Annotated in this window: 20 protein-coding genes; 15 read left to right on the top strand and 5 right to left on the bottom strand. The window is 67.4% G+C overall.

Annotated features, from left to right (window positions below; translation table 11 throughout):
• Positions 1-54: 54 nt before the first annotated feature.
• Both ACNQQL_RS08465 and ACNQQL_RS08460 read right to left on the bottom strand, forming a co-directional pair.
• Positions 55-981 carry a glyoxylate/hydroxypyruvate reductase A gene (locus tag ACNQQL_RS08465; protein ID WP_347063822.1) on the bottom strand — a complete coding sequence of 309 codons (927 nt, stop codon included), beginning with the start codon at positions 979-981 and terminating at the stop codon, positions 55-57.
• A gap of 12 nt (positions 982-993) precedes the next feature.
• Positions 994-1,854, bottom strand: coding sequence for a GNAT family N-acetyltransferase (locus ACNQQL_RS08460; RefSeq protein ID WP_347063821.1), 861 nt, complete (start codon positions 1,852-1,854; stop codon positions 994-996).
• 22 nt (positions 1,855-1,876) lie between these two features.
• Between ACNQQL_RS08460 and ACNQQL_RS08455 the strand changes: the two genes are divergently transcribed.
• The 3 genes from ACNQQL_RS08455 to ACNQQL_RS08445 all read left to right on the top strand — a co-directional run bounded on the left by ACNQQL_RS08455 (position 1,877) and on the right by ACNQQL_RS08445 (position 4,714).
• Positions 1,877-2,233: a hypothetical protein gene (locus ACNQQL_RS08455; protein ID WP_204421065.1), complete on the top strand. Its 357-nt coding sequence runs from the start codon at positions 1,877-1,879 to the stop codon at positions 2,231-2,233.
• 65 nt (positions 2,234-2,298) lie between these two features.
• The gene (locus ACNQQL_RS08450; protein ID WP_072440596.1) at positions 2,299-2,967 is read left to right on the top strand and encodes a haloacid dehalogenase type II; all 669 of its coding nucleotides are present in this window, start codon (positions 2,299-2,301) and stop codon (positions 2,965-2,967) included.
• 208 nt (positions 2,968-3,175) lie between these two features.
• Entirely contained in the window at positions 3,176-4,714 is a 1,539-nt protein-coding gene (locus ACNQQL_RS08445) for a methyl-accepting chemotaxis protein (protein ID WP_347063820.1), read from the top strand.
• A 54-nt stretch (positions 4,715-4,768) separates the two neighbouring features.
• On the opposite strand, the gene ACNQQL_RS08440 is transcribed toward ACNQQL_RS08445, so the two are convergent.
• Complete coding sequence (locus ACNQQL_RS08440) at positions 4,769-5,113, bottom strand: cupin domain-containing protein (protein WP_347063819.1); 345 nt, start codon at positions 5,111-5,113, stop codon at positions 4,769-4,771.
• A gap of 495 nt (positions 5,114-5,608) precedes the next feature.
• Between ACNQQL_RS08440 and ACNQQL_RS08435 the strand changes: the two genes are divergently transcribed.
• The 12 genes from ACNQQL_RS08435 (at position 5,609) to ACNQQL_RS08380 (ending at position 21,455) form a co-directional block, all read left to right on the top strand.
• The gene (locus tag ACNQQL_RS08435) at positions 5,609-7,195 is read left to right on the top strand and encodes an ABC transporter substrate-binding protein (protein ID WP_204421066.1); all 1,587 of its coding nucleotides are present in this window, start codon (positions 5,609-5,611) and stop codon (positions 7,193-7,195) included.
• Between the two features lie 79 nt (positions 7,196-7,274).
• The gene (locus tag ACNQQL_RS08430) at positions 7,275-8,228 is read left to right on the top strand and encodes an ABC transporter permease (protein WP_347063818.1); all 954 of its coding nucleotides are present in this window, start codon (positions 7,275-7,277) and stop codon (positions 8,226-8,228) included.
• A 30-nt stretch (positions 8,229-8,258) separates the two neighbouring features.
• On the top strand, positions 8,259-9,215 hold the full coding sequence (locus ACNQQL_RS08425) for an ABC transporter permease (protein ID WP_347063817.1): 957 nt from the start codon (positions 8,259-8,261) through the stop codon (positions 9,213-9,215).
• Entirely contained in the window at positions 9,215-11,086 is a 1,872-nt protein-coding gene (locus ACNQQL_RS08420) for an ABC transporter ATP-binding protein (protein WP_347063816.1), read from the top strand. The genes ACNQQL_RS08425 and ACNQQL_RS08420 overlap by 1 nt, the downstream gene beginning before the upstream one ends.
• A 468-nt stretch (positions 11,087-11,554) precedes the next feature.
• A complete protein-coding gene (locus ACNQQL_RS08415) occupies positions 11,555-12,010 on the top strand; it encodes an AraC family transcriptional regulator (RefSeq protein WP_347063815.1) in 456 nt (151 codons plus the stop codon).
• A gap of 309 nt (positions 12,011-12,319) precedes the next feature.
• Complete coding sequence (locus ACNQQL_RS08410; protein WP_204421069.1) at positions 12,320-13,054, top strand: cupin domain-containing protein; 735 nt, start codon at positions 12,320-12,322, stop codon at positions 13,052-13,054.
• Between the two features lie 2 nt (positions 13,055-13,056).
• Entirely contained in the window at positions 13,057-14,382 is a 1,326-nt protein-coding gene (locus ACNQQL_RS08405) for an NAD(P)/FAD-dependent oxidoreductase (RefSeq protein WP_072440611.1), read from the top strand.
• 133 nt (positions 14,383-14,515) lie between these two features.
• Positions 14,516-15,793 carry an FAD-binding oxidoreductase gene (locus ACNQQL_RS08400; RefSeq protein ID WP_347063814.1) on the top strand — a complete coding sequence of 426 codons (1,278 nt, stop codon included), beginning with the start codon at positions 14,516-14,518 and terminating at the stop codon, positions 15,791-15,793.
• Positions 15,790-17,247 carry an aldehyde dehydrogenase family protein gene (locus tag ACNQQL_RS08395; RefSeq protein ID WP_347063813.1) on the top strand — a complete coding sequence of 486 codons (1,458 nt, stop codon included), beginning with the start codon at positions 15,790-15,792 and terminating at the stop codon, positions 17,245-17,247. Before ACNQQL_RS08400 ends, ACNQQL_RS08395 begins: the two co-directional genes overlap by 4 nt.
• 68 nt (positions 17,248-17,315) lie before the next feature.
• A complete protein-coding gene (locus ACNQQL_RS08390) occupies positions 17,316-18,500 on the top strand; it encodes a M20 aminoacylase family protein (RefSeq protein WP_347063812.1) in 1,185 nt (394 codons plus the stop codon).
• 373 nt (positions 18,501-18,873) lie between these two features.
• Positions 18,874-19,776 carry a GNAT family N-acetyltransferase gene (locus ACNQQL_RS08385; protein ID WP_347063811.1) on the top strand — a complete coding sequence of 301 codons (903 nt, stop codon included), beginning with the start codon at positions 18,874-18,876 and terminating at the stop codon, positions 19,774-19,776.
• 401 nt (positions 19,777-20,177) lie between these two features.
• Positions 20,178-21,455: an FAD-binding oxidoreductase gene (locus ACNQQL_RS08380; protein WP_347063810.1), complete on the top strand. Its 1,278-nt coding sequence runs from the start codon at positions 20,178-20,180 to the stop codon at positions 21,453-21,455.
• A gap of 183 nt (positions 21,456-21,638) precedes the next feature.
• Here ACNQQL_RS08380 and ACNQQL_RS08375 read toward each other — a convergent pair whose 3' ends face one another.
• Positions 21,639-23,990: a sensor histidine kinase gene (locus ACNQQL_RS08375; protein ID WP_347063809.1), complete on the bottom strand. Its 2,352-nt coding sequence runs from the start codon at positions 23,988-23,990 to the stop codon at positions 21,639-21,641.
• Positions 23,983-24,816, bottom strand: a complete 834-nt coding sequence (locus ACNQQL_RS08370; RefSeq protein WP_072440622.1) for a response regulator — start codon at positions 24,814-24,816, stop codon at positions 23,983-23,985. The genes ACNQQL_RS08375 and ACNQQL_RS08370 overlap by 8 nt, the downstream gene beginning before the upstream one ends.
• Between the last annotated feature and the right edge of the window lie 1,325 nt (positions 24,817-26,141).

Raw genomic sequence — 26,141 nt, 5'->3', positions numbered from 1 at the left:
CACGGGGCGCTTCGGCATTTTCTGCTGCACGCCCCGCCGGGCCGGGCGCGCGCGTCAGTAACCGCGCATGCGATCGACGACGCCGATCATCGGCTGGCCCGCGCGATGGCGCGCGAGGTTCGCGAGCACGGCATCGACCGCGGTATCGGGCCGCGTCGCGCTCGCGATGTGCGGCGTGATCCGGATGCGCGGATGAGCCCAGAACGGGTGTCCGGCCGGCAAAGGTTCGGGGTCCGTCACGTCGAGGATCGCGCTGTCGAGGCGGCCGCTGTCGAGCGCGGCGAGCAGCGCGGCCGCGTCGAGCTGCGGGCCGCGACCGACCTGCACGAGCGACGCGCCGGCCGGCAGCGCGTCGAACACGCGCGCGCCGAGCAGCCCGCGCGTGCCGTCCGTCAGCGGCAGCAGGCAGATCAGGATGTCGGTGCGGGCCAGGAACGCATCGAGCGCCGCGTCGCCCGCGTAACAGTCGATGCCGTCGAGCGTGCGCGGCGTGCGGCTCCAGCCTGCGCACGGGAAGCCGAAGCGCCGCAGCGTGTCGAGCACGGCCTGCCCGAGCGTGCCGAGCCCGAGCACGCCGACGCGGCGGGATGCGGCCGCGCGCACCGGCCGCTCGTGCCATGCCTGCGCGCGTTGCTGCGCCGCGTAGTCGAACAGGTCGCGATGGATCGTCAGCACGGCCTGCGTCACGTATTCGACCACGCCGTCGACGATGCCGGGCTCGATCATCCGCACGACCGGAATGTGCGCGGGCACGCGCGACAGGTCGAATTGATCGATGCCGGCGCCGACCGAAAACACGATCTCGAGGTTCGGCAGCAGCGCGACCGGATCGTCGGGCGGCTGCCATGCGGCGAGGTAGCGCACCGCGCGCGGATCGCCGATGTCCGGCCAGATCCGGAACGCGAGATCGGGCGCCTGTTGCGCGAAGCGCTGCGCCCATTGTGCGCCGCGCACCGGGTCGGCCTTGTAGAGGAAGCTCATCGTGCGTGCCGCTCAGCCGAGCGCCTGGTTGACGATGGCGAATGCGCGCAGCGCCGGATCGCGCGCGGGCGCCGCACCGCGCGCCATCGCGACGACGGTATCGACGCGCGGCAGGCCGAGCCCCTGCAGCCAGTCCGACAGCCCGCTGTCACCGGGCACGTCGACGCGCACGAACATGCCTTCGTGCAGCGCGAGCCAGTGGCTGATCAGCGCCTGCGCGCGCAGCGCGTCCGGTGCGATCACCGGGCCGATCGCGTGGCCGCGGCCGAAACGGCGAAACAGCGCGAAGCCGAGCAGTTCGCCGTCGCGATCGAGCGCGATCCCGTTGGCGACGCCGAGCAGCGCATCGACCACCGCATCGCGCGGGTAGCCGGCCGCGCGCGCTGCGAGCGCCGCGAGTCGCGGGCCGTCGTTGGTGCCGAGCGGCCGCAGCCGCTCGCCGGGTGGCAGCGAAATCAGCGGCGGCTGGAACGCGGCGCCCTGGTGCTGGTCGATCGTGCCGATCGCACCGAATCCGAACTTCACGTAGAGCGGCTCGCCGGCCGGCGTCGCATGCAGGAACACGGTCCGCGGGCCGAGGCTGTCGACGACGCGCGCGAGCAGTTCGCGGCCGATGCCGCGGCCCTGGCGCTCGGGCGACACGATCACCATGCCGAGCGATGCGTGCGACTCGCCGAAGCGCCAGCCGAGCGCGGTGCCGACGACGCCGGATTCGTCTTCGGCGACGAAGCCGCTGCCGAGCTGGAGCGCGAAGCGCCAGTCGTCGAGCCGGTGCGGCCACTTGACCGCCTCCGACAGCCGGTGCGCGGCGGGCAGGTCGGTTTCGGCGAACGGGCGATAGGTAAGCGTGCTGGAAGAATTGAGGTCGGCCACGCCGGACTCCGGATGGGTAGGAATGACATCTCGACTCTGCCAGCGCCGCCGCGGCGCGGATAGGACGATTCGCCTGTTTTCCGGCGGCAGCGGCCGCTCGCGTCAGATCGACGCAAACCCGCTCGATCGGCGCGAACGAACACGCGTATCGTGCCGGCGCGCGCTGCCGATCCGGCAACTCCTGCTGTGGGAATGCCACTACGATGAAGGCACGGTGTCGCTGCCGCTTGCCGGCGAGCCGCGTCGGCCGGCAGCCTGCCCGGGTTTTCGCGAGGCTCGCCGGATCGTGCCGCACATCGTGCTGCACGATCCGGGCAACTCGCGGCGATTGTGCGTTTTGGGCGGCGCCGAACGATGTGCGAACGACTTTTTGCCCTGATTCAATTTCGTTGAACCCAGCCCGTCCCCGGCCCTGCCGGGGCTTCACACCGACAGGACGTCATCATGATCCAATTTGAACCGAAGTTCATCACGTTCGACTGCTACGGCACGCTGACCCGCTTCCGGATGGCGGAGCTTGCGCGCGAGATTTACGCGGACCGGCTGTCGCCGGTCGCGATGGAGGACTTCGTGCGCGCGTTCGCCGCTTATCGGCTCGACGAGGTGCTCGGCGCCTGGAAGCCGTACCGCGACGTCCTCGTCAACGCGATCCGTCGCACCTGCGCGCGGATCGGCGTGACGTTCGACGAAGCCGAGGCCGAGCGTTTCTATCATGCGGTTCCGACCTGGGGCCCGCATCCGGACGTGCCGGCCGGCCTGTCGCGACTCGCGAAGAAGTACAAGCTGGTGATCCTGTCGAACGCAATGGACGACCAGATCATGAGCAACGTCGACAAGCTCGGCGCGCCGTTCCACGCTGTGTTCACCGCGCAGCAGGCGCAGTCGTACAAGCCGCGCATGCAGGGCTTCGAATACATGTTCGGCAAGCTCGGCTGCAAGCCCGAAGACGTGCTGCACGTGTCGTCGAGCCTGCGCTACGACCTGATGACGGCCGAGGATCTCGGGATCAAGCACAAGGCGTTCGTCAATCGCGGCCACGAGCCCGGCACGCCGTTCTACAACTACTACGAGGTGTCCGACATCGGCCATCTCGCGACGCAGCTCGGCCTGTAAGCGCCGCGCCGGCTGCGCGCGAATGTGCCGTGCGACGAGCAGCCACCCGGGCACACCCGGGGCGAATCCAGGAGCGGCCGGCCCGGCCGCTTCGTCGTGCGCGTACGATCGGCGCACGAAACAAGGGTAATTACCGATGCGGTGCCGTTCAAGGTAGAGCCGCCAACGCCGATATATGTACCGAATGGTTAATATCGCGAGGCCCCGCATGAAGTTGTCCACGAAACTGCTGATGCTCGTCGCAGCCGCGCTGCTCGGTGTCGTATTGCTTGCCGCCATGTCGCTGCACACGCTGCGCGGCGCGCTGATCGACAGCCGTCGCGAAGAGATCGTCATTCTTTTGACGAAGGCCGAACATCTGGTCAATTCGTACCGCGCGTTGCAGGCGAGCGGTACGCTCACCGCGGATCAGGCCCAGCAGCAGGCAAAAGCCGCGCTGTCGGCGCTCAACGCGGATACGAAAAGCTACTACTGGGTCACGACTGCCGACGGCGTCAACCTGGTTCACCCGAACGCGAAGTTCGTCGGCACGCGGGCCAAGGGCAACCGCACGACCGGCGGCCTGACCGATAGCGAGGCTTACCGCGCGGGGATGGCGCAGGCGCATTTCGCGCTCGTCGACGTGCTGGTCAAGCGCAGCCCCGACGCGGATGCGGTGCCGAAACTGCAGGGCGTGGTCGCCATTCCGGACTGGAACTGGTGGATCGGCACGGGATTCTTTTACGACGATATCGACGCGGCCTTCACGCGGCTCGCGACGGTGCTGGGCGCCATCGCGCTCGTCATCGCCGCGACGCTGGCGGCAATCGCATGGGGCGTCCTGCGCAGCGTCAGGCGCACGCTGGGCGGCGAGCCGGCGCACGCGACGCACATCGCGGCGCGCATCGCCGCCGGCGAACTGGACGTCGAGTTCGATGCGGCCAAGGCCGCGCCGGGCAGCCTGCTCGCGGCGCTCGGCGAAATGAAAGCGCGCCTGACCGAGACGATCGCCGAAATCCAGACCACGACCCACTCGATCGCCGTCGGCACCGGCGAGATCGCGCAAGGCAACCTGGACCTGTCGCAACGCACGGAGGAACAGGCCGCGTCGCTGCAGGAAACGGCCGCCAGCATGGAACAGATCACGTCGACGGTCAGACAGAATGCCGAGAATGCGCGTCAGGCCAATGCGCTCGTCACCACGGCCAAGGAGGCGACCGAACTCGGCGGTGCCGCCGTGCAGGAGGTCGTCGAAACGATGCGGCAGATTTCCGAAGAGTCGGTGCGGATCGCCGACATTACCGTCGTGATCGAAAGCATCGCGTTCCAGACCAACATTCTTGCGCTCAACGCCGCGGTCGAAGCGGCGCGAGCCGGCGAGGAAGGGCGCGGGTTCGCGGTCGTGGCCTCGGAGGTCCGCTCGCTTGCCCAGCGCAGCGCCGCGGCGGCGAAGGACATCAAGGGGCTGATCGAGGTGTCGGTCGAGAAGGTCGGCAGCGGCAGCCGGCTCGTCGAGGCGGCGGGGACGCGCATGACGGAGATCGTCCGGTCGATCGACCGGGTGGCCGACATCATGGGCGAGATCTCCACGGCCTCCGCCGAGCAAAGTACCGGCATCGAACAGGTGGGCAAGGCGGTGTCGCAAATGGACGAAGTCACTCAGCAGAACGCCGCGCTCGTGGAGCAGGCTGCCGCGGCCGCTTCCTCGCTGGATGAACAGGCGGCGCGGTTGAGGTCCGCGGTAGCGGTGTTCCGGCTGGCCGGCTGAGCGGCCTGCCCGGGGGAGAAACCGGGCGCGGCGCGCATGCGCGGCCCGCCCGCGTCAGAAGATCACATACACCTTGCGCATCGTCTCGCGCACGTCCCACAGCCCTTCGGTGTTCGCGGCGAAGAACAGCGTGTCGCCCGCGCCGAACTCGATCGCTTCCTCGCCATCCGGCGCGAACATGCCGGCGCCGGCGAGGAAATGCATCACCTCCGCTTCCTTCACTCCGCGCCGGTAAGTGTCCTGCGTGCATTCGAACACGCCGGTGTCGAACGCCTCGCTGCCCGGGATCACGACCTGCCGCCCCGACACGCGGGCGCGCCCGGTGCCGGGCAATCCGGCCGTGCCCCGGTCTTCGGGCAAGTCGGTGTCGACGGAGCGGGAAATCTTCTGAACTTTCATGCGCGGGTGTCCTCGCGGTGGTGGGAAATCGCCCCGGCGCGGCGGCTGCGAGGGCGGCTCACGGTCGCACGCGCGCGCGGCCGGCGCCCGGGACATTTCGCTCGTTTCGACCCGCACCGGCCCGCGAGCGTGCAATCGACGCAAAACATGCGGTTTGGGGCCGTCGAACGCGTTTCGGATGCCGAACGGGCAATTTTGTCGGTGCAATCTGCGGCGGCCGTCGCTTTACGATTCTCTTCGTCGCGCATGTGTCGCGGGGCGACGGGAAGACAACGCGGCACACGCGCTCGCGCAGCAATTCATGCTGCGCGGACGGCCCAAAACGGTCGAATCGTGTCGTGCAGGTGCCCCGAATCGCGACAACCGCCATTTTGGCGGTGCTTAAATGAACTCAATGCGTACGACGTTGCACTCGCTACCAGCAGGCGGGCGCGACGGGAACCACGAACCACGCTGGACCCCAGGACCCACTTTCCACAGTCAGGAGCAGTTCGGATGAGCGACGATATCGACAACGGCGGAGATCACCGCGGCTTCACGCGCCGCGACATGATGCGGATCATGGCGGCGGGCGGCATGATGGCCACCGGCGCCGGCGGACTGCTGATGGGGACGCAGCCGGCGTTCGCCGCGCCCGCACCGAAGCGCGGCGGCAAGATCCGCGTGGCCAACGAATCCAGCTCGACGGCCGATACGCTCGACCCGGCCAAGGGCTCGACGGGCGCCGACTACGTCCGCTTCTTCATGTTCTACAGCGGCCTCACGCAGCTCGATGCGAGCCTGACGCCGCAGATGAATCTCGCCGAGTCGCTGCAGACGACCGATGCGAAGACCTGGATCGTCAAGCTGCGCAAGGGTGTCACGTTCCACGACGGGAAACCGGTCGGGCCGGCCGACGTCGTGTTCTCGCTGATGCGCCACAAGAACGCGGCGACCGCATCGAAGGTCAAGCCGCTCGCCGACCAGTTCGCCGACGCGAAGGCGACCGGCCCGGACGAAGTCACGCTGACGCTCACGAGCGCGAACGCCGATCTGCCGGTGATCCTCGCGACGCCGCAACTCGTGATCGTCAAGGACGGCACGACCGACTTCACGACCGGCATCGGCTGCGGCCCGTACAAGTTGAAGGCGTTCAAGCCGGGCGTGTCGACGGTCGGCGTGCGCAACGACAGCTACTTCAAGCCCGGGATGCCGTATCTCGACGAGATCGAGCTGATCGGCATCAGCGACAGCGCCGCGCGCCTGAACGCGCTGCTGTCCGGCGACGTGCACCTGATCAACGCGATCGATCCGCGCTCGACGCAGCGCGTCGCGTCGACGCCCGGCTATGCGCTGAAGGAAACCAAGTCGGGGCTCTATACCGACCTCATCATGCGCAGCGAAAGCCCGCTGACCGCGAACCCCGATTTCGTCGAAGGGATGAAGTACCTGTTCGATCGCGAGCAGATCCGTTCGGCCGTGTTTCGCGGCTACGCGGTGATCGGCAACGACCAGCCGATTCCGCCGGGTCATCGCTACTTCAACGCGTCGCTGCCGCAACGGTCGTACGATCCGGACAAGGCCAAGTTCCTGTTCCGCAAGGCGGGCGCGCTCGGCGTCGCGCTGCCGCCGGTCTATGCGACGTCCGACGCGAACGGGTCGATCGAAATGGCCGTGCTGCTGCAGCAGGCCGGCCAGAAGATCGGGCTGAACCTGCAGGTGAACCGCGTGTCGCCCGACGGCTACTGGTCGAACCACTGGATGAAGCATCCGCTCGGCTTCGGCAACATCAACCCGCGTTCGAGCGCCGACGTGCTGTTCACGCAGTTCTTCAAGTCGGACGCACCGTGGAACGAGTCGGGCTGGAAGAATGCGAAGTTCGACCAGTTGCTGCTCGCCGCGCGTTCGGAGACCGACGATGCGAAGCGCAAGCAGATGTACGGCGAAATGCAGGCGATCGTCGCGCAGCAGGGCAGGGTCGGCATCCCCGCGTTCATCAGTTTCCTCGACGGGTACGACAAGCGGCTCGCGGGCCTCGGCTCGATTCCGACCGGCCCGATGATGGGCGGCATGTTCGCCGAACACGTATGGTGGAACGCCTGACGCCGTCGCCTGCCGCCGCCGCGCGGCCGGTGCGGGCCACCGCCCCGGCCGCGCGCGGCCTTTCCGGGAGTGCCGCTGCATGAACCGAATCCTCATCGGGCTGATCGGCCGGCGTATCGCGGTCACCGCGCTGACGTTGCTGATCGTGTCCGCGATCATCTTCACGATCACGAACCTGCTGCCGGGCGATGCCGCGCAGGCCGCGCTCGGCCAGTCGGCGACGCCGGAAACGATCGCCGCGCTGCGCCAGCAGTTCGGCCTCGACATGCCGGCGCACGTGCGCTACGTGCACTGGCTCGCCGGGTTGCTGCACGGCGATTTCGGCCGCTCGCTGTCCGGCGACATGCCGGTGTCGGACATGATCGGCGGGCGCCTGCCGAAGTCGCTCGCGCTCGCGGCGATCACGACCGCCGTATCGGTACCGATCGCGCTGCTGCTCGGGATACTCGCGGCGGTCAAGCGCGAGTCGGTGGTCGATCGCGTGATCAGCCTCGGCACGCTGTCGCTCGTCGCGACGCCGGAATTCCTGATCGCGACGGTCGCCGTGCTCGTGCTGGCCGTGAAGCTGCACTGGCTGTCCGCGCTGTCGTACAGCGGCCCGATCGAAAGCGTCCACGATTTCCTGCGCGCGTATGCGATGCCGGTGCTCACGCTGTGCGCGGTCGTGATCGCGCAGATGGCGCGGATGACGCGCGCCGCGGTGATCGAGCAACTGAGCGCGTCGTATGTCGAGATGGCCGTGCTCAAGGGCGCGAGCCCCGCGCGCGTCGTGCTGCGCCATGCGCTGCCGAACGCGATCGGGCCGATCGCCAATGCGGTCGCACTGAGCCTGTCGTATCTGCTCGGCGGCGTGATCGTCGTCGAGACGATCTTCAACTATCCGGGCCTCGCCAGCCTGATGGTCGATGCGGTCGGCAACCGCGACTTCCCGCTGGTGCAGGCGTGCACGCTGATCTTCTGCGTGGCCTATCTGACGCTCGTGCTGTTCGCCGATCTGTGCTCGATCGTGTCGAACCCGAGACTGCGGACCTGACCGTCCCGTCCTTCTCCCGAGATGCCGAACATGCACCCGACCGAACCCGTACAACGCAGCAGCGCGCTGCCGCCGCCCGGCGATCCGCGCCCGTCGTGGGGCGACACGCCGCCTGCCGCACCTTCTCCCGAGCAGCCGCGCAAGCGCCGCGCGATGCGCCCGGCATTGACCGCCGGCGGCTGGATCGGCCTGTCGATGGCCGGCCTGATGCTGTTCGTCGCGGTGTTCGCGCCGCTCCTCGCGCCGCACGAAGTCGGCACGATCGTCACGCCCGACGTGTTCGCGCCGTTCAGCGCGAAGCTGCCGTTCGGCTCGGACTTCCTCGGCCGCGACATGTTGAGCCGGATCCTGTACGGCACGCGGCTGACCGTGCTGCTCGCGCTCGCGGCGGTGCTGCTCGCCGCGCTGACCGGCACGACGCTCGGGCTGCTCGCGACGGTGTCGGGCCGCGCTGTGGACGAGACGATGAGCCGGCTGCTCGACGCGCTCACGTCGATTCCGTCGAAGATGTTCGCGCTGATGTTCGTCGCCGCGTTCGGCTCGTCGCTGCCGCTGCTGATCCTGACCGCCGCGGTCAGCTACATGCCGGGCTCGTACCGGATCGCGCGCGCGCTGGCCGTGAACATCAGCACGCTCGAATTCGTGCAGGTGGCGCGAGCGCGCGGCGAGAGCGCGCTGTACATCGCGTGCGTCGAGATGCTGCCGAACATGATCCACCCGATGCTCGCCGATACCGGGCTGCGCTTCACGTTCGTCGTGCTGCTGCTGAGCGGCCTGAGCTTTCTCGGGCTCGGCGTGCAGCCGCCGTACGCGGACCTTGGCTCGCTCGTGCGCGAGAACATCGCGAGCCTCGGCGATGGCTCGGCCGTCGCGATCATGCCCGCGGTCGCGATCGCGATCCTGACGGTGGGCGTCAACCTGTTGATCGACGGCCTGCCGCATCGCGGCCGCCGCAAGGGCGCGGCCGCCGCCGCGGGAGAACACTGATGCGACATGAATCGACTCCGCTCGTCGAGGTCAGCGGGCTGCGTGTCGTCGGCGGCCGCCCGGGCGGCGCGGAAACGACGATCGTCCACGGCGTCGACTTCGAGATCCGGCGCGGCGAGGTGCTCGCGCTGATCGGCGAGTCCGGCTCCGGCAAGACGACGATCGCGCTGGCGTTGATGGGCCATGCGCGCGCCGGCTGCCGGATCGCGGGCGGCTCGGTGAAGCTCGCCGGCACCGACGTATGCGCGCTGTCCGCGCCGGCGCTGACCGCGCTGCGCGGCCGCAAGGTCGCGTACATCGCGCAGAGCGCGGCCGCCGCGTTCAACCCGTCGCGCACGATCCTCGACCAGGTGATCGAGAGCGCGCTGATTCACCGGACGATGTCGAAGCGCGACGCGCAGGCGAAGGCGGTCGAGCTGTTCCGCGCGCTCGCGCTGCCGGAGCCGGAAACGATCGGCAAGCGCTATCCGCACCAGGTGTCGGGCGGCCAGTTGCAGCGGCTGATGGCGGCGATGGCGCTGATCACCGATCCGGAACTGGTGATCCTCGACGAGCCGACCACGGCGCTCGACGTGACCACGCAGATCGACGTGCTGCAGGCGTTCAAGAGCGTGATCCGGCGCTACGGCATGAGCGCGGTATACGTGTCGCACGATCTCGCGGTCGTCGCGCAGATGGCCGACCGGATCGTCGTGCTGAGCGACGGCGTGATCCGCGAGTCGGGCGATACCGAACAGATCCTGCATGCGCCCGCGCACCCGTACACGCAGAGCCTGATCGCGGCGGTCACGCCGAACGGCGCCGAACGCGACGCGAAACCCGCGGCCGCCGCGCCTGCGCCGTTGCTCGACGTGCGCGGCGCGGTCGCCGGATACGGCGCCCGCACCGCGAAGGGCCTGCCCGCGAAAGTGATCCTGCACGAAGTGGACCTGCGCATCGGGCGCGGGCAGACGGTCGGCGTGATCGGCGAATCGGGCTCGGGCAAGACGACGCTCGCGAAGGTGATCGCGGGCCTCGTGCCGGCCAACGGCGGACAGATCCTGCTCGACGGCGAGCCGCTCGCGCTCGATATCGGCAAGCGCACGAAGGAGCAGCATCGCCGCGTGCAGATCGTGTTCCAGAACGCGGATACCGCGCTCAATCCGGTGCATACCGTCGAGCGCACGCTCGCGCGGCCGCTCGCGTTCTATCACGGGATCAAGGGCGCGCGTGCGCGGCAGCGCGTCGCGGAGCTGCTCGAACTCGTGCGGCTGCCGCCGGCGGTCGCGGGGCGGCGCACCGGCGAGCTGTCCGGCGGGCAGAAGCAGCGCGTGAACCTCGCGCGCGCACTCGCGGCGGAGCCCGACCTGATCCTGTGCGACGAAGTGACGTCGGCGCTCGATACCGTGGTCGGCGCCGCGATCATGGACTTGCTGCGCGAACTGCAGGCGAAACTCGGCGTGTCGTACGTGTTCATCACGCACGACATCGCCAAGGTGCGCGCGATCAGCGACGACATCGTCGTGCTGTACGCGGGTCGCCGCGTCGAGACGGGTAGTCGCGACGCGCTGTGCGCGCCGCCTTATCACCCGTACTCGCACCTGCTCGTGTCGTCGGCGCCGGAACTGCGCGCGGGCTGGCTCGACGATGCGGCCGAGCGTTGCCACCGGCCGCTGGTGCCGATCGGTGCGAGCGCGGACAACACCGGGCTGTGCCCGTTCCTGTCGCGCTGCCCGATGCGGATCGACGGCGTATGCAATCAAACGGCACCCGTGCTGCGCACCCTCGACAACGGCGCGCAGGTGCTGTGCCATCGCAGCGAGGACGACCTGACGCGCTTCCAGGCCGAGCCGGCGGCGGTCGTCCCGCCGGTGCAGCCGGTGCGCCTGTAGCGTGTCGCACCGTTCGTTTTCCGTGCTCGCGTGCGCCGGCGATCGGCTTTCCGCACAGGCTGCCGCGGCGGTCGCGAAAAACGGTGGATTGTGCGTGCGCCGTACCCGAATACGCGGCAACTGCGCTTCTTGATGGTGATTAAATGGTTTTCAACGAGCGATCGCCGATCGTCGTCGCCGGAAGGCTTGGAAAGGATCCGATGAAACCCGAATCGTACTGGCTGGATATTCGCCGCGCGTGTCGCGCCGGCCGTGAAGGGCCCGCCGAAGGGCGCGCCGACGTGGCCGTCGCCTCTATCGTGCGTTCGGGGTCCGCGAACATCGCTCCCGGTTCGCACCCGGCGTCGGCGGCACCATGGCGCGGTTGATCGACACCGGCGCGGCCGGCACGCCGATCGAGCCGTTCGCGATCGCGCGCTTCGTCGCGCCGGCCACTACCGCGCGGGCGGCCGCATGAGGACGGCGAACATGGTCGATCTGTTCCACGAGCCGGTCGAAAGTGCGGTGCTCCGCGCTGCCGGCGTCGGGCGCCCCGTATCGACGGCCATCGACGACGTGCTGCGCACGATCGATGCGTCGTTCGCGCAGCCGCTGAATCTCGGTACGCTCGCGGCGGTGGCCGGGTTGAGCGTGTCGCGTTTCACCGCGCGTTTTCGCAGCGAAATCGGGCTGTCGCCGCATCGGTATCTGTGTCTGGTACGGGTTCGGCGAGCGCAGGACTTGCTGCGCGGCGGCGTGGCGCCGTCGGTCGTGGCGACCGAGGTCGGGTTCTTCGACCAGAGCCATCTGTGCCGGCATTTCCGGCGGGTGCTCGGGATTACGCCGCGCGATTACGTGAGCGCGCGCTCGGGTGGGGCGCCGGGGCGAACCACGTCGATGCGTACGCGCGCCGAACGCCGGGACGCGTCCTGTCACGCCGCGTAAGCGCAAGCGCGGGCACGCGGTTGCGACCGGCCCTGGCTGCCCGGTGAAGACGCCTGCCGGCCATGGCGTGGTCATTAAACCGTGCTTAACGATCGCTTTGCTGGAGGTTAATCAATCGGGAAGACCTGCACCGCATAATTGGAGGCACGAACCACCAGCGGCGCGATTCAATTATTTCGCAACGAATACGCGTTATCGAACAAATCAATACTCCTGACTGTTTACGGATGCGAAGTCGCGAGAACGACGATTTCCGGTACCGTCCAGGGATATTTCAACAAGATCGTCGCGCCATGCGCAGGAGCAGAAATGACCGTAGCGTTCGTGTTGCACCGTGCCGACGGCACGCCTTTGTCGACTGTTTTCCGCAGGAAGCCGTTCGGCGAGAACGACCCGTTCGGGCCACATCGTGAAATCGCATGGGAAGGCCCCGACTCGATGGCCGCGGGCCGTATCGGCTTCGTCGGCGAACTCGACGTGCCGAGCTTTCCGCACATTGAAACCATCGTCGTCGTGGCAGGCGAGCTGACGCTCGAAGTGCCCGGAGCGGCGCCGTTGGTGCTCGGCCCGCAAGCTGGGGCGGTCATCGGCAGCGGCACGACGGTTCGCGTCAGCGCGGCATCGCCCGTGCTTTTCATGTTCTGCGCGGCGGCTTGCACGAACCCGACGAAGCGCGGCCTCTTCGCGCTGCGCGCCGACGCCGACTTCAAGCCGTCCGCATCGCTGCCGGCCGACGTGCTGCTCGGTCCCGCTCCGCAATGCCGCAGCGACAACGTCTTCGTCGACGACGGCGCGGATTACTGCGCGGGTACGTGGGATTCGACGCCGTATCATCGGATCGTTCGCCCGCATCGCGTGAACGAGTTCATGCAACTGCTGGCCGGCAGCGTACGCTTCGCCGCGCCTGACGGCAGCGTGCTGTCGCTCGGCGCCGGCGACGCGCTTTTCGTACCGCGGGGCGCACCGGTTGGGTGGGAAAGCAGCGATCGCGTGGCGAAGTTCTACGTCGTGCAAAACGTCCAGGTTTCAACCGAGCAACATTGATCATGTCACCTCCACTGCAGCACATACAAACTTCGCCCACGCTGCCGGCCGCGGCCGACGTCGTCGTGATCGGAGGCGGGATCATCGGCGTCTTTACCGCCTACTACCTGGCCCGGCGCGGGGTGTCGGTCGCGCTGGTCGAGAAGGGCAGGATCGGAGCGGAGCAGTCGAGCCGCAACTGGGGCTGGTGCCGACAGCAAAACCGCGACGAGCGCGAGTTGCCGATGGCAAGCAAGAGCCTCGATCTGTGGGAACGATTTGCCGCCGAATCCGGCGAAGACACCGGTTTTCATCGTTGCGGGCTGTTGTATCTGAGCAATGACGAAGCCGAATTGTCGCGTTGGTCCAGTTGGGGCGAGTTCGCCAAGACCGCGGGCGTGACGACGTACATGCTCGACAGCCGGCAGGCGAGCGAGCGCGGGCAGCCCACCGGGCGCTCGTGGAAGGGCGGCGTCTTTTCGCCGACCGACGGCACCGCCGATCCGGCGAAGGCCGCGCCGGCCGTGGCCGCTGCACTGATGAAGCTCGGTGGCAGCGTCATCCAGCAGTGCGCGGCCCGCGGCATCGAACGCGAGGGCGGGCGCGTTTCCGGCGTCGTCACGGAAGCCGGGGTGATCAAGACCAGGACGGCCGTGCTCGCCGGCGGCGCGTGGGCGTCGTCGTTCTGCCGCCAGCTCGGCATCCGGTTTCCCCAGGCGTCGATCCGCCAGTCGATCCTGAGCGTGTCGCCGGTCGAGCAGCGCTTGCCGGATGCGCTGTACACCTCCGGCGTGTCCATTACGCGCCGCAGCGACGGACGCTACGCACTGGCCATCAGCGGCCGCGCGCGCGTGGACGTGACGCCGCAGTTCCTGCGATTCGCGCCGTATTTCGTGCCGATGTTCGCGAAGCGCTGGCGCAGCCTTCTTCCGGGCGGCCTCGAAGGCATGCGCGGCGGCCACGAAACGCTGAAGCGGTGGCGGCTCGATGCACCGACACCGATGGAGAGGGTGCGAATTCTCGATCCGAAACCCGATATGCCGACCGTCACCGAAACGTACCGCCGTGCCGTCGAACTGCTGCCCGAACTTCGCGAAGCAACGATCACGCACGCATGGGCCGGGTTTGTCGACAGCACGCCGGATGGCGTCCCGGGTATCGGCGAAGTGCCGGGCTTGCCGGGATTGATCCTGGCCGCCGGCTTTTCCGGGCACGGCTTCGGCATCGGCCCGGGCGCAGGCCACTTGATCGCGGATCTCGCCACCGGTGCGCAACCGATCGTGGACCCGCTGCCGTATCGGCCCGGCCGATTCGGCGAATCCGCGTGGGGCAAGGTCGCCGATTTTTAGTTGACGGCCGTGACGCGGAAGGCGGTGGCGGCGTTTGAACGATGCGCTTCGGTTCGGATCGCGCGGCCGGCAGGATCGGTGCGGCGAATGTCCGCCGGCTTTCCGGTCTGGCACGTCAGCTTTGGAGTGTGTGATGCGTTTCAGTTCCTACTGGCTCGATACGTCCGAGCCATTCGTGGGCAGCTCGCCGGAGCTGCCTGACGGAAGTTGCGACGTGGTCGTGGTGGGCGGCGGGATCACGGGCTCGGCGGCTGCGCTGGCGCTGTCGAAAAAAGGCGCACGGGTCGTCGTTTGCGAAGCGGGCACCGTGGGGCAGGCGGCGTCGGGGCGCAACGGCGGCATGTGCAACAACGGCTTCGCGCAGGATTACGCGTCACTGTCGCAGCGCATCGGCACCGAACTGGCCAACCGGTTGTATCTCGCGTTCGATGCGGGTGTCGACACGGTCGAGCGGCTGGTCGCGGAGGAGTCGATCGACTGCGATTTCGCGCGCCGCGGCAAGCTCAAGCTCGCGGCGAAGCCGGAGCACTACGACAAGCTGGTGCGAAGTCAGGCGCTGCTCGCCGCGAGCGTGGACCCCGACACGCGCGTGGTGACGAAGGCGGAACTGCGCGACGAGATCGGCTCGAACCGTTATCACGGCGGGTTGATCTTCGCGAAGAGCGCCGGGATGCACGTCGGCCGCTACGTGCGCGGTCTTGCTAGCGCCGCGCAGGCGCGCGGCGCGCACATTCTGGAGCATGCGCCCGTGCTCGGCTTGAAGCGGGAGGCGGGCGGTGCATACGCGGTGCATACGCCGCTCGGCGAGATTCGTGCGCGCCAGGTGCTGCTCGCGAGCGGCATTTCGCAGGTGGGGCCGTTCGGCTGGATCCGGCGCAGGATCGTGCCGGTCGGCGCGTTCATCATCGTCACCGAGCCTTTGCCGCGCGAGCTCCTGGACCGGTTGCTGCCGACTCGCCGGATGGTCACCGACACGAAGAACTTCGTCAATTTCTTTCGCGTCACGCCCGACAACCGGATGCTGTTCGGCGGGCGTGCGCGTTTCGCGGCGTCGAACCCCCGTTCGGACGAAAAGAGCGGGCTGATCCTGCGACAACAGATGGCCGGCGTGTTTCCCGAGCTGGCCGGCGTGCGCATCGACTATTGCTGGGGCGGCATGGTCGACATGACGGCCAACCGCCTGCCGCGCGCGGGCCAGCGACAAGGCGTTTACTACTCGATGGGCTATAGCGGCCACGGCACGCACATGGCCACGCTGATGGGCACGCTGATGGCGGAGATCATGGACGGGCGAGCCGATCTCAACCCGTGGAAAAACTTCGACTGGCCCGCCATTCCCGGCCACTTCGGCAAACCATGGTTTTTGCCGTTCGTGGGCGCGTGGTACCGACTCAAGGACACCCTGCAATGAATTCACCTGTGCGTCACCTGATGCAAGCCGGAAGGCTGGACCGGTTCTTCATCGACGGAGACTGGGTCATGCCCGACGGCGGCGACCGGTTCGCCGTAGTCTGCCCGTCCACCGAAGACACGCTCTGCGACATCCCGCTCGGCAACGCACGCGACGCCGACCGCGCGGTGCGGGCCGCGCGCGATGCTTTCGAACGCTGGGCCGCGACGTCGCCGCAGCAACGCGCCGCGCTGCTCGACCGCATTCATGCGCTGATCCTGGAGCGCGCCGAATTGTTCGCCGCCGCGCTCGCGATGGAAATGGGCGCGCCGATCAGCTATGCGCGCGGTGCCCATGTGCCGCTCGCGGCCGAACATGTCCGGGTCGCGCGCGATAACCTGGCGAGCTACCCGTTCGTCACGCGGCGGGGGACGACCGCGGTCGTGCGCGAGCCGATCGGCGTGTGCGCGCTGATCACGCCGTGGAACTGGCCGATCTATCAAATCACCGCGAAGGTCGGCCCCGCGCTCGCGGCAGGCTGCACGGTGGTCCTGAAACCGAGCGAGCTGTCGCCGCTCAGCGCGTTGCTGTTTGCGGAAGTGATCGCCGATGCGGGCGTGCCCGCGGGCGTATTCAACCTGGTGAGCGGCAGCGGAACGGAAGTGGGCGCGGCGCTCGCGTCGCACCCGGAGGTCGACATGGTTTCGATCACGGGGTCGACGCGTGCGGGCGTACTGGTCGCGCAAGCGGCGGCGCCGACCGTCAAGCGCGTCGCGCAGGAGCTGGGCGGCAAGTCGCCGAACATCGTGTTGCCCGATGCGGACCTGTCGCGTGCCGTCGCGCCGGGCGTGGCCGCCGCGTTCCGGAACATGGGCCAGTCGTGCAGCGCGCCGACCCGTCTGATCGTTCCGCGCGGCGTTCTGGGCCGAGTCGAGGAACTGGCCGTCGCGGCAACGGAACGGATGGTCGTTGGCGATCCGTTCGCCGAAGCGACGACGCACGGCCCGCTGGCCAATCGCGCGCAGTTCGATCGCGTCGGGCAGATGATCGACGCGGGCATCGACGAACGGGCGAAGCTCATCGCCGGCGGGCCCGGCCGGCCCGCGGGTTTCGATCGAGGCTTTTATGCGCGGCCGACCGTCTTTTCCGATGTCCGCACCGACATGACGATCGCGCGGCAGGAGATCTTCGGTCCGGTTCTCGCCATCCTTCCTTACGATACCGTCGAGGAAGCCATCGTGATCGCGAACGACACGGTCTACGGGCTCGGCGCACATGTGCAGGGTACCGACATGGAGCGCGTGCGCGCGGTGGCCGCGCGCATCCGGTCGGGTCAGGTGCATCTGAACTACCCGGCATGGGACCCGCAGGCTCCGTTCGGCGGCTACAAGCAGTCGGGGAACGGTCGCGAGTACGGGATCGAAGGCATGGAAGAGTACATGGAAATCAAGTCGATCCTGGGTTTTCATGATTGAAGCCGCTGCTGCGCGCGATGCGGCGGCAGTCCTGATTTGAATCCGCTTGCCTTGTAAAGGTGCCGAAATTGGAAAACCCCGTGATCCCCGACGCGTCGCTGAAAGCCCATTACGCGCACTGGGCGACGTTGCGCCGCGACCTGCATGCGCATCCCGAGTTGCGCTTCGAAGAGCACAGGACGGCCGACGTCGTCGCCCGCGAGCTTGAAGCTCTCGGCTATGCGGTGTCGCGCGGGCTCGGACGCACGGGCGTCGTCGCGAGCCTGCCCGGTGCGGACCCGGGCCGCGGCATCGTGCTGCGTGCCGATCTGGATGCGTTGCCGATCCAGGAAGCCAACGACTTTGCGCATGCATCGGGCGCCCATGGGGTCATGCACGCGTGCGGGCATGACGGGCATACCGTCATGTTGCTGGGGGCCGCGCGCATCCTGAAGGAACTGCCGCAGTTGCCGGGCACGGTTCATTTCGTGTTTCAGCCCGGCGAAGAGGGGGGCGCGGGCGCGCGCAAGATGATCGACGACGGGCTGTTCGAGCACTATCCGACGGAGGCGGTATTCGGCATGCACAACTGGCCGGGTTTGCCTGCCGGGCATTTCGGGTTGCGTACCGGCCCGATCATGGCCGCGGGCTGCCGATTCAGGATCACGGTAACGGGCAAGGGCGCGCATGCGGCGCAGCCGCATCTGGGCATCGACCCCGTCCCGCTCGCGTGTTCGATGGTGCTGCAGTGTCAGACCATCGCCGCGCGGCACAAGGATCCCGTGGATCCGGCCGTCGTTTCCGTCTGCATGTTCCATGCGGGAACGACGGACAATGTCATTCCGGACAGCGCCGAGTTGCGCGGGACGATTCGCACGCTGTCGTCGACATTGCAGCAGAAGCTGCAGCGCGACGTCCAGCTCGTGTGCGAGGGGCTGGCCCGTGCCTACGGCGCGCAAGTCGACGTCGAGTTTTTCCAGTACTACCCCGCGACGGTCAACACGGCGGCCGAGACCGCACTCTGCGAAGCGGTCATTCGCGAGACGTTCGGCGCCGAACGCCTTAACCGCGACGTGCCGCCGAACATGACGTCCGAAGATTTCGGCTTCATGCTGGAGGAGCGGCCCGGCGCGTATGTGCTGATCGGCAATGCGCAGGCCGGAACGGCCGCGCCGGCGCTGCATCACCCGAAATACGATTTCAACGACGACATCATTCCGGCCGGCGTCCGGTATTGGGTCGCGCTGGCGCAGCATTACTTCGCGACCGCATGACGCGGCGGTTCGATCGATCGTGCCCGGCGGATTCGTCGCGCGATCAGGGCGCGGTGCCCGTATCGCGCATGCGGAGCAGTCACGACAGGCGTTCGCCGGGGACGTATGCCCGATGCCGAACAAGTCGGTCGCCGAGCCGCATCGAATGGTAATGCGCGGGCTGAACATTAAAGACGCGTTAACAGCCGGTTTACGGGTTGTTAAGCATGACGAAGTCATTATTTCCTATAGTCGACTCCGTGAACTTGCCGGTACGACGCGTATGCCGCGAACGCCCGGGTATCGATGCGGGCTCGTCGAACATCCGGTGAGGCCGGGTCGCGCCGGCGTTCGCGCCCGGTTGCGGAATGGTGCCCTTTGGAAGGATCGCTTGATGAAACAGGAACACGTGATGAACGACTCTCGCTCGATGACGGAGCTTCGCTATCGAAGGTTCACCGCGGCCGATATACCCGCGGCCCACGCGCTCTCCATGGCGCTTCGCTGGCCATTCAGGCTGGAAGACTGGCAGTTTTCCGCCGACACGTCGATCGCGTTCGCGGCCGAGGAGAGCGGTGCGGTCATCGGTACGGCGATGTGCTGGAAGTTCGGCGCGGACCGTGCGTCCATCGGGCACGTCATTGTGTCGTCCGCACACCAGGGCCGGGGTATCGGCCGCGAGCTGATGGAGACGCTCCTCGAGGAACTGGGGCCGCGCATCACGTTCCTGCATGCGACACCGGCCGGCCAGCCGCTCTACGAAAAGCTCGGTTTCGACGTGTGCGGATCGCTGGACCAGTATCAAGGGAACGTGAGCCGGCCTGCCGCGGCCGCACTGCCCGATGGCGAGCGACTGCGGGCCGGGACGCCTGCCGATTTGCGCCGCCTCGTCGAACTGGACGCGCGCGCTTCCGGCCTCCAGCGCGATGCGCTTTTGTCGGCATTGCTGACGCGCGGGGAAAGCGTCGTGCTCGAGTGCGACGGCGAAATCGCCGGATTTTCGGTGCTGCGCCGCTTCGGCCGTGGCTACCTGATCGGCCCGGTGGTCGCACCGCGTTCGACCGGCGACGCGCGTGCGAGGGCGCTGATCGGCTATTGGTTGAGCGGCTTGGAGAACGAATTCGTCCGCATCGACGTACCTTCGGGAACGAGCTTGCCGGACTGGCTCGATATGCAGGGATTGAAGCGGGTGGACACCTGCTCGAAGATGGTTCGCAACGCGCCCGCCGCGGCACACGGCGGAGCGCCCGATCCGGCATGCGGGCTATACGGACTCGTCAGCCAGGCGATGTTGTAGGCCACGGCCGCGCACCCGGCGGCGGCGGTCGACGTCCAGCCAGGCCGCCGATCGCGATCCCGGCCGCTACGCTTGCGACGCGGACCCGCGCTTCAAGCGCGCCCTGATCGACATGTCGTTGGGGCGTGACGCACGGCGCCGGCGCCTGCCATGAAGCGATCGGACGGCATTCGGCCGGTGCGCGGGCTGCCGCGCGGCTTGCGCATGTTGTGCTGCCGCGGCTGCACAAAACAGCGGATGATGCGCGCGCCATGCGTCAATACGCGGCAACTGCGCTTTTTGGCGATGCTTAAATGCTATTCATCGGGCGGCCATCGCCCGATCACGAACCTGCGGCGACAGGCGGGCCGGCGCTCCGCATGCACGTCATTCGCGGCGCCCGAATGCTCACGAAGGACCCGATGAAATTCGAATCATACTGGCTGGATACCCGCCCCGACTTTCGCGCCGGCAGCGAAGGGCCCGTCGAAGGGCGTGCCGACGTGGTCGTGATCGGCGGTGGTTTTACCGGGTTGTCGGCGGCGCTGGCGCTCGCGCAGCGCGGCGTGTCGGTCGTGGTGCTCGAAGCCGCACAGGTTGCGGCCGAGGCATCCGGCCGCAACGGCGGCCAATGCAATACCGGCGTCGCTCAGGACTACGCGTCGCTCGCCGGGAGAATCGGCGCCGCGCAGGCGAAGCAGTTCTATCGCGCCTACGAGAGCGCGGTGCGAACCGTCGAAACGATCGTCGCCGAACAGGCGATCGACTGCGACTTCCGGCGCGCCGGCAAGCTGAAGCTTGCCGCGAAGCCGCAGCATTTCGCGGGGCTCGCGAAGACCTTCGACGCATTGCGGCGCGACGTCGATCCGGACATCGAACTGATCGACCCGGCGCGAATTCGCGACGAGGTCGGCTCCGACGGCTTTTACGGAGGCCTGCTGCAGCGCAACGGCGCACAAATGCACATGGGCAAGTTCGGGGTCGGGCTCGCGCAAGCCGCGGCGCGGGCCGGCGCGCGCATCTACGAGCATGCGGCCGTCACGCAACTCGAGCGGCTCGATGGCGAGCGCCACGCGATCACCTGCATGCGCGGCACGATCGTGGCCGATCGCGTGCTGGTCGCGACCGGCGCATCGCAGCACGGGCCGTTCGCGTGGTTCCGGCGGCGCATCGCGCCGGTCGGCAGTTTCATCGTGGTGACCGAGCCGCTTCCCGACGAACAACTGAACCGGCTGCTGCCGCACCGCCGCGCCTACGTGACGTCGCGCCAGATCGGCAATTACTTCCGCGTGACGCCCGACAACCGGCTGCTGTTCGGCGGCCGCGCGCGCTTCGCGATGTCGAGCCCGCGCTCCGACGCAAAAAGCGGCGACATCCTGCGCGCCGGGATGGCCGAGTATTTCCCGGCGCTCGCGAACGTGCGGCTCGACTATTGCTGGGGCGGGCTCGTCGACATCACCGCCGACCGCCTGCCGCGTGCCGGCCAGCACGACGGCGTCTATTACTCGATGGGCTACAGCGGCCACGGCGTGCAGATGTCGGTGCACATGGGCCGCGTGATGGCCGACGTGATGTATGGCGCGGCCGCGTCGAATCCGTGGCGCGAACTCGACTGGCCGGCGATGCCGGGCCATTTCGGGCACGCGTGGTTCCTGCCGTTCGTCGGCGCGTATTACCGGCTGCAGGACATCCTGCACTGAACGATGAAAGGACGCGCGCCGGGCCGGCCGCGTGCGCTGTGCACAGACGCTGGTGGAAGCCGGCGTGCGGTCGTTCGCGCGCGGCTTCCGGCGAATCCGGGCTGACCGGGCATTTGCGTCGCCCAGCTCGTCGAGCGGGGCGATTGTCAGCGGCGTCGAACGGCGGTTGAGCGACGTGCCCCGCTATCGCGTCGGCCCGGCCGTATCCGCCTCGACGTCGAACGACGCATCCGCGATACGCGCGCGTTTCAGCGAGCCGGCAAGCTTCTCGATCGCGTGCAGATCGAGTGCGTCGAGGTGCTCGCGCGTCGCCTGCGCGAAGGCTGCATGGGCCGGCTGGTCCGCAAACCGGCCGAGCCATTCCTCGATATCGGTGAGCCGGCCCTCGCCGGCGAGCTGGATCAGTTCGTCGAGCGCATCGTCGGACGGGCCGTGCGGTACGGGCGCGGCGAGCTCCGGTTCGGCGTCGCGCATCGGCTGAAACCGCCGGACGAGCCACGACGCCGGCACGAGCGCGTGCCCGACGGCCGGCGCGACGACCGGGAACGAGAACGACGTGCCGACGCCCGGCCGGCTGGAGACAGCCAGTTCGCCACCCATCGCGGCGACGATACGCTGCGCGATGAACAGGCCGAGCCCCGTTCCTCCGTTGACGGCCTGCACCTGCTGGTACGCACGGAAGATGTCGGCCGTTCCGGCGATGTCGATCCCGATGCCCGTATCGGCGACCTCGAACACGAGGCGCCATGCATCGCCTTCCCGCGATGCACGAACCGACAGTGTTACCGTGCCGTCGCGCGTGAACTTCGATGCGTTGGACAGCAGGTTGAGCAGCACCTGCTGCAGCCGGATGCCGTCGATCGACAGCTTGCGCGGCAACGGCGTCAGCGGCCGATAGTCGAACCGGTTGCCCTGCTGCGAACACAGCGCGACCGCATAGTCGCCGATATCGTTCAGCAGGCCGGGCAGGTCGGTCACGTCGGGCGAAATGCCGAGCGGCTGAAGCTCGGCTTTGGTGAACGCGAGCAATTCGTCGATCAGCGCGAGCTGGTAGCGGATGCTGCGGTCGATCGACCGGATCAGCCGCGCCTGGCCGCGCGTCGCGCTTTGCAGCAGCAGCTTTGCGTAGCCGTTGATCGTGGACAGCGGTGCGCGCAAATCGTGGCTGACATAGCCGAGCGTCTCGATCTTTTGCTGCATGTGCGTCTTCGCCTGCTGCAGCGCGTCGTTGAGCGCGACGGTGCGTCTCGCCACTTCGTCGCGCAGCCGATCCTGTTCGGTGAGCTGCCAGTGCTCGAGCCGCTTGCGCGCGTCGGTGCGCTGGCGGCCCACGTGGTCGATCCATGCGGCCAGCACCAGCAGATGCGTGGCGAGCCCGATGATCGCGATGACGGGGTTCGGATAGAGGTCGGATTTCAGCCAGAACAGCCAGGCCGGCATCGCGTTCATGCCGTCGAGCATCCGGAGCAGGATGTTGAAGGTGGCGAACGTGACGGCGATCAGCATCACGCGGCTCGTCGGCGTGCGGCGGATCGCGAGCATCAGCGCGACGCTGATGTTCACGATCCCCATCGCCGTGTTCAGCCGCAGGCAGAACCACGCGAACGTCAGCAGGTCGCCGAACGCCGCGCCGGCCATGCCGACGCATTCGAGCGCGAGGAACGCAACGTAGACCGCACGCATCGGCATGCCGGCCTTTTCGCGGTGCGCCACCATCAGGATGAAGGCGATGAAGCAGGCCACCGACAGATACGCGAAGATCATCTCGCCGCGCGCGGACCACGCGTAGGCGCCGGGCCACAGATACATTGCGGTATAGCCGCGGTACGTCGCTTCGAACAGCGTCGTGCTCAGGGCCAGCACCGCCAGCACGACGAACTTGCCGCTGCGCGAAAAGAAACCGATCAGCAGCGCGCACCACACGAGTGCGAGCAGCCCGCCGAAGAAGCCGAAGTTCCACATCGCGGCGCGAAGTTCCTGCGCGTTCCACGCGTCGCGGGTGAACGCAGCTGGCGCGAGCCGCATTTCCTTGCGCGACGTGACGCGGATCAGCACGGGCAGCCGTTCGCCCGCGCGCAGCGTCATGTCGAGCACCGGATATCGGGAAGCCGCACGGTTCGCGTCGCCGTTATCCGCCGGGAATCGGGCGGCGAGCGTCCACGCGCCGCCGCGTTCGACATAAAAGTCTGCCCGATCGACGCGTGCGTCGCGAATCGCGAGCACCAGCGCGCGCTCGACGCTGTCGCGATTGGCCAGCGTCGCGCCCACCCACCACGCCGAGCGGGAAAACTCGATGTTGAAAGACGGTTCCGCTGCCGCAGCCGCAGGCGCGCCGCGTGGCGAACCTTCAAGCCGCGCGGCCACCTCGCCGACGGACATCGCCGCGCCCGGATCCTCGACGATCGATACCGCTTCCACGCGCGCGGAGCGTCCGGATGGCTCCGTCGCGTCGGCGCGGGGCGCCGCGCACGCGGCCACCAGCACCAGCAGGAGCGGCAGGACGGCGAGCCAGCCCGACGCGCGGTGCCTATGCATCGCGCGGGTGTTCATGCGACGGGGGCGGTGCGTCGACCATCGGGCGCTGGCGCCGCCAGTCGGACGGCGTGATGCCGAAGCGCTCGCGAAACGCCGTGGCGAAATTGCCCGGCGTCGAAAAGCCGATTTCCTCGGCGATGTCGCCGATTCCCATCGACGTCTCCGCGAGAAAGTGCTTCGCCGCGCGCAGTCGCGTATCGCGCAGATATTCGAACACGGTCTGGCCAAGGTGATCGCGGAACACGCGGGACAGGCGCTTCTCGTGCGTGCCGACCTGCCGCGCGAGTTCGTCGAGCGCCGGCGGGTTGCGCAGTTCGCGCAGCAGGATCTCGCTGGCCGCACGCACCAGCGCGGCGTCGGGATGATCGGGCAGTTCGGGCAGGTGCGCAAACGGCTGGCTGCGACGCGCGCGTTTCAGGTGATTGCGGATTCGGGCGATCACCTCGGCCGGTTCGAACGGCTTCACGATGTAGTCGAGCGCACCGGTTTCGAGCCCCGCGATCCGATCCTCGAGATCGCCCGCCGCGGTCAGGATGATGACGGGAATGTTCTGCGTCGATGGCGTTGACGCCAGCAGCCGGCACGCGGCGAAACCGTCCATGCGCGGCATCCGCACATCCATCAGGATCAGGTCGGGTGCGATGGCCTGCGCGCGGTGATACGCCTGCAGGCCGTCGAATGCGACGCTGATCCGGCACCGCGCGGCGCGCAGGATTTCCGTCAGGAGCCGCAGGTCGTTCGGGCGGTCGTCCACGACGAGAATGTGTGCGCCAGCGAGATCCGGCGTGGCGCGGAGCGACGCCGGACTGGACGAGCGGGATGACATGGTTGCGAAAGCTTAGGGAGGTAGGCCGGGGGGCGGACGCGATGCATCTTTGTGCACGATTGTTGCAAAAAATTATATGCCGACAAAGACACAGGCGGTGGGGATTCCGTGCGGCGCGTGTGGGCATGTTTGACAACACGACGGTCTGTCGCGATCGCCGCAACCGGGGGCGGAAAGCGGGCGGAAAACCGAGTGGAAAAAAATTCCGGTTTCGATATTAAATACCGGATTTTATTTCCGATCGAATGGCCGATGAATCGAATTGGCCCGGACGATGAATTGACGTTCGTTATATCGAGAAGGTGGTCGGCACGGCGGCGGATCGGGTTCATCGATTCACTGTCTCAACGATTAAGGTTTTTTTATGATTCGTTAAAAATACTTTCACATATATCCGGCTCGTCGCGCGGAATTGTATGAATGTAAATAACATCCGCTCCGGAAAACAATTTGTCCGCTCCGGAAAAGGTTCGATCGAAAGAAGCTCGGCACACTAGGCAGGACGCGGCTGGAATCGGTTCTTTGACATGACCCGGTCCCGCGCGAAAATTCCTGTCGCTGCCGTCTTTCCGAGAATGCGGCATTCAATGTGACATTGAATGCTGGCGGTCCCACTTTTCGGGACGACGGCGATGCGGCGAAGGTTGGCACGAGGTAATGCGAGCTTCATCGTTCGTCGAATGCACCGATATGAAAAATGATCGATGAATCATGAAGCAGATGCGAGTTTGGCACATCAGGCAACAAAAAATCGTCAAAGAAAGTCAGTAGATTAATTCAGTGCAGGGGTCATCCGGCAGTCGTCTGCTTTTCCGGAAATCCGGAATGGCCGATGCGTGCCAGGATGGAAAGTGTGAGTGGGTTCGCGTCGATCGCCGGGCGGTTCGATCCTTCGGGAGGCGGTTGCGCGAGATGCACTCTCGAATCAGGCGGGCGCGAAAAAACATGAACATCAAAAGCATGGCAGATCAAGGCACCGGTTCGCCCGAGCCGTTGTCGGCCGTCAGCGGCCGCGGGCCGGCGGCGCATGCATCTGCTCCGGGGGCCACGCGACGCCATCCTCCCCCCGAATGACATAGCGGGACCGCGCGGCGGTTCGGCGCGGCATCCGTCCATCCGGCGTCTGAACGACGCTTTCTCATGAAATCCGAGGTCGCCCGCGGTTCGGCGCGACGGCGTGCGCACGCGTTTTTTTCGCGGTGCGGCGCGCCGCGTGCCGCCTGATCCGGGAGCCCGGTTTCGATGATTCGATAAACCACGATCGTCGTCGTGCGTCGCGTGTGTCGTGCAGAGCCGTCCGGCAGTCAAGTTAGAAGTCCGAAGTA

Origin of the sequence: Burkholderia sp. LFS061 (assembly GCF_047978125.1) — a bacterium.
GTDB lineage: Bacteria > Pseudomonadota > Gammaproteobacteria > Burkholderiales > Burkholderiaceae > Burkholderia > Burkholderia pyrrocinia_C.
This window is presented reverse-complemented; position numbering and strand designations above follow the sequence as displayed.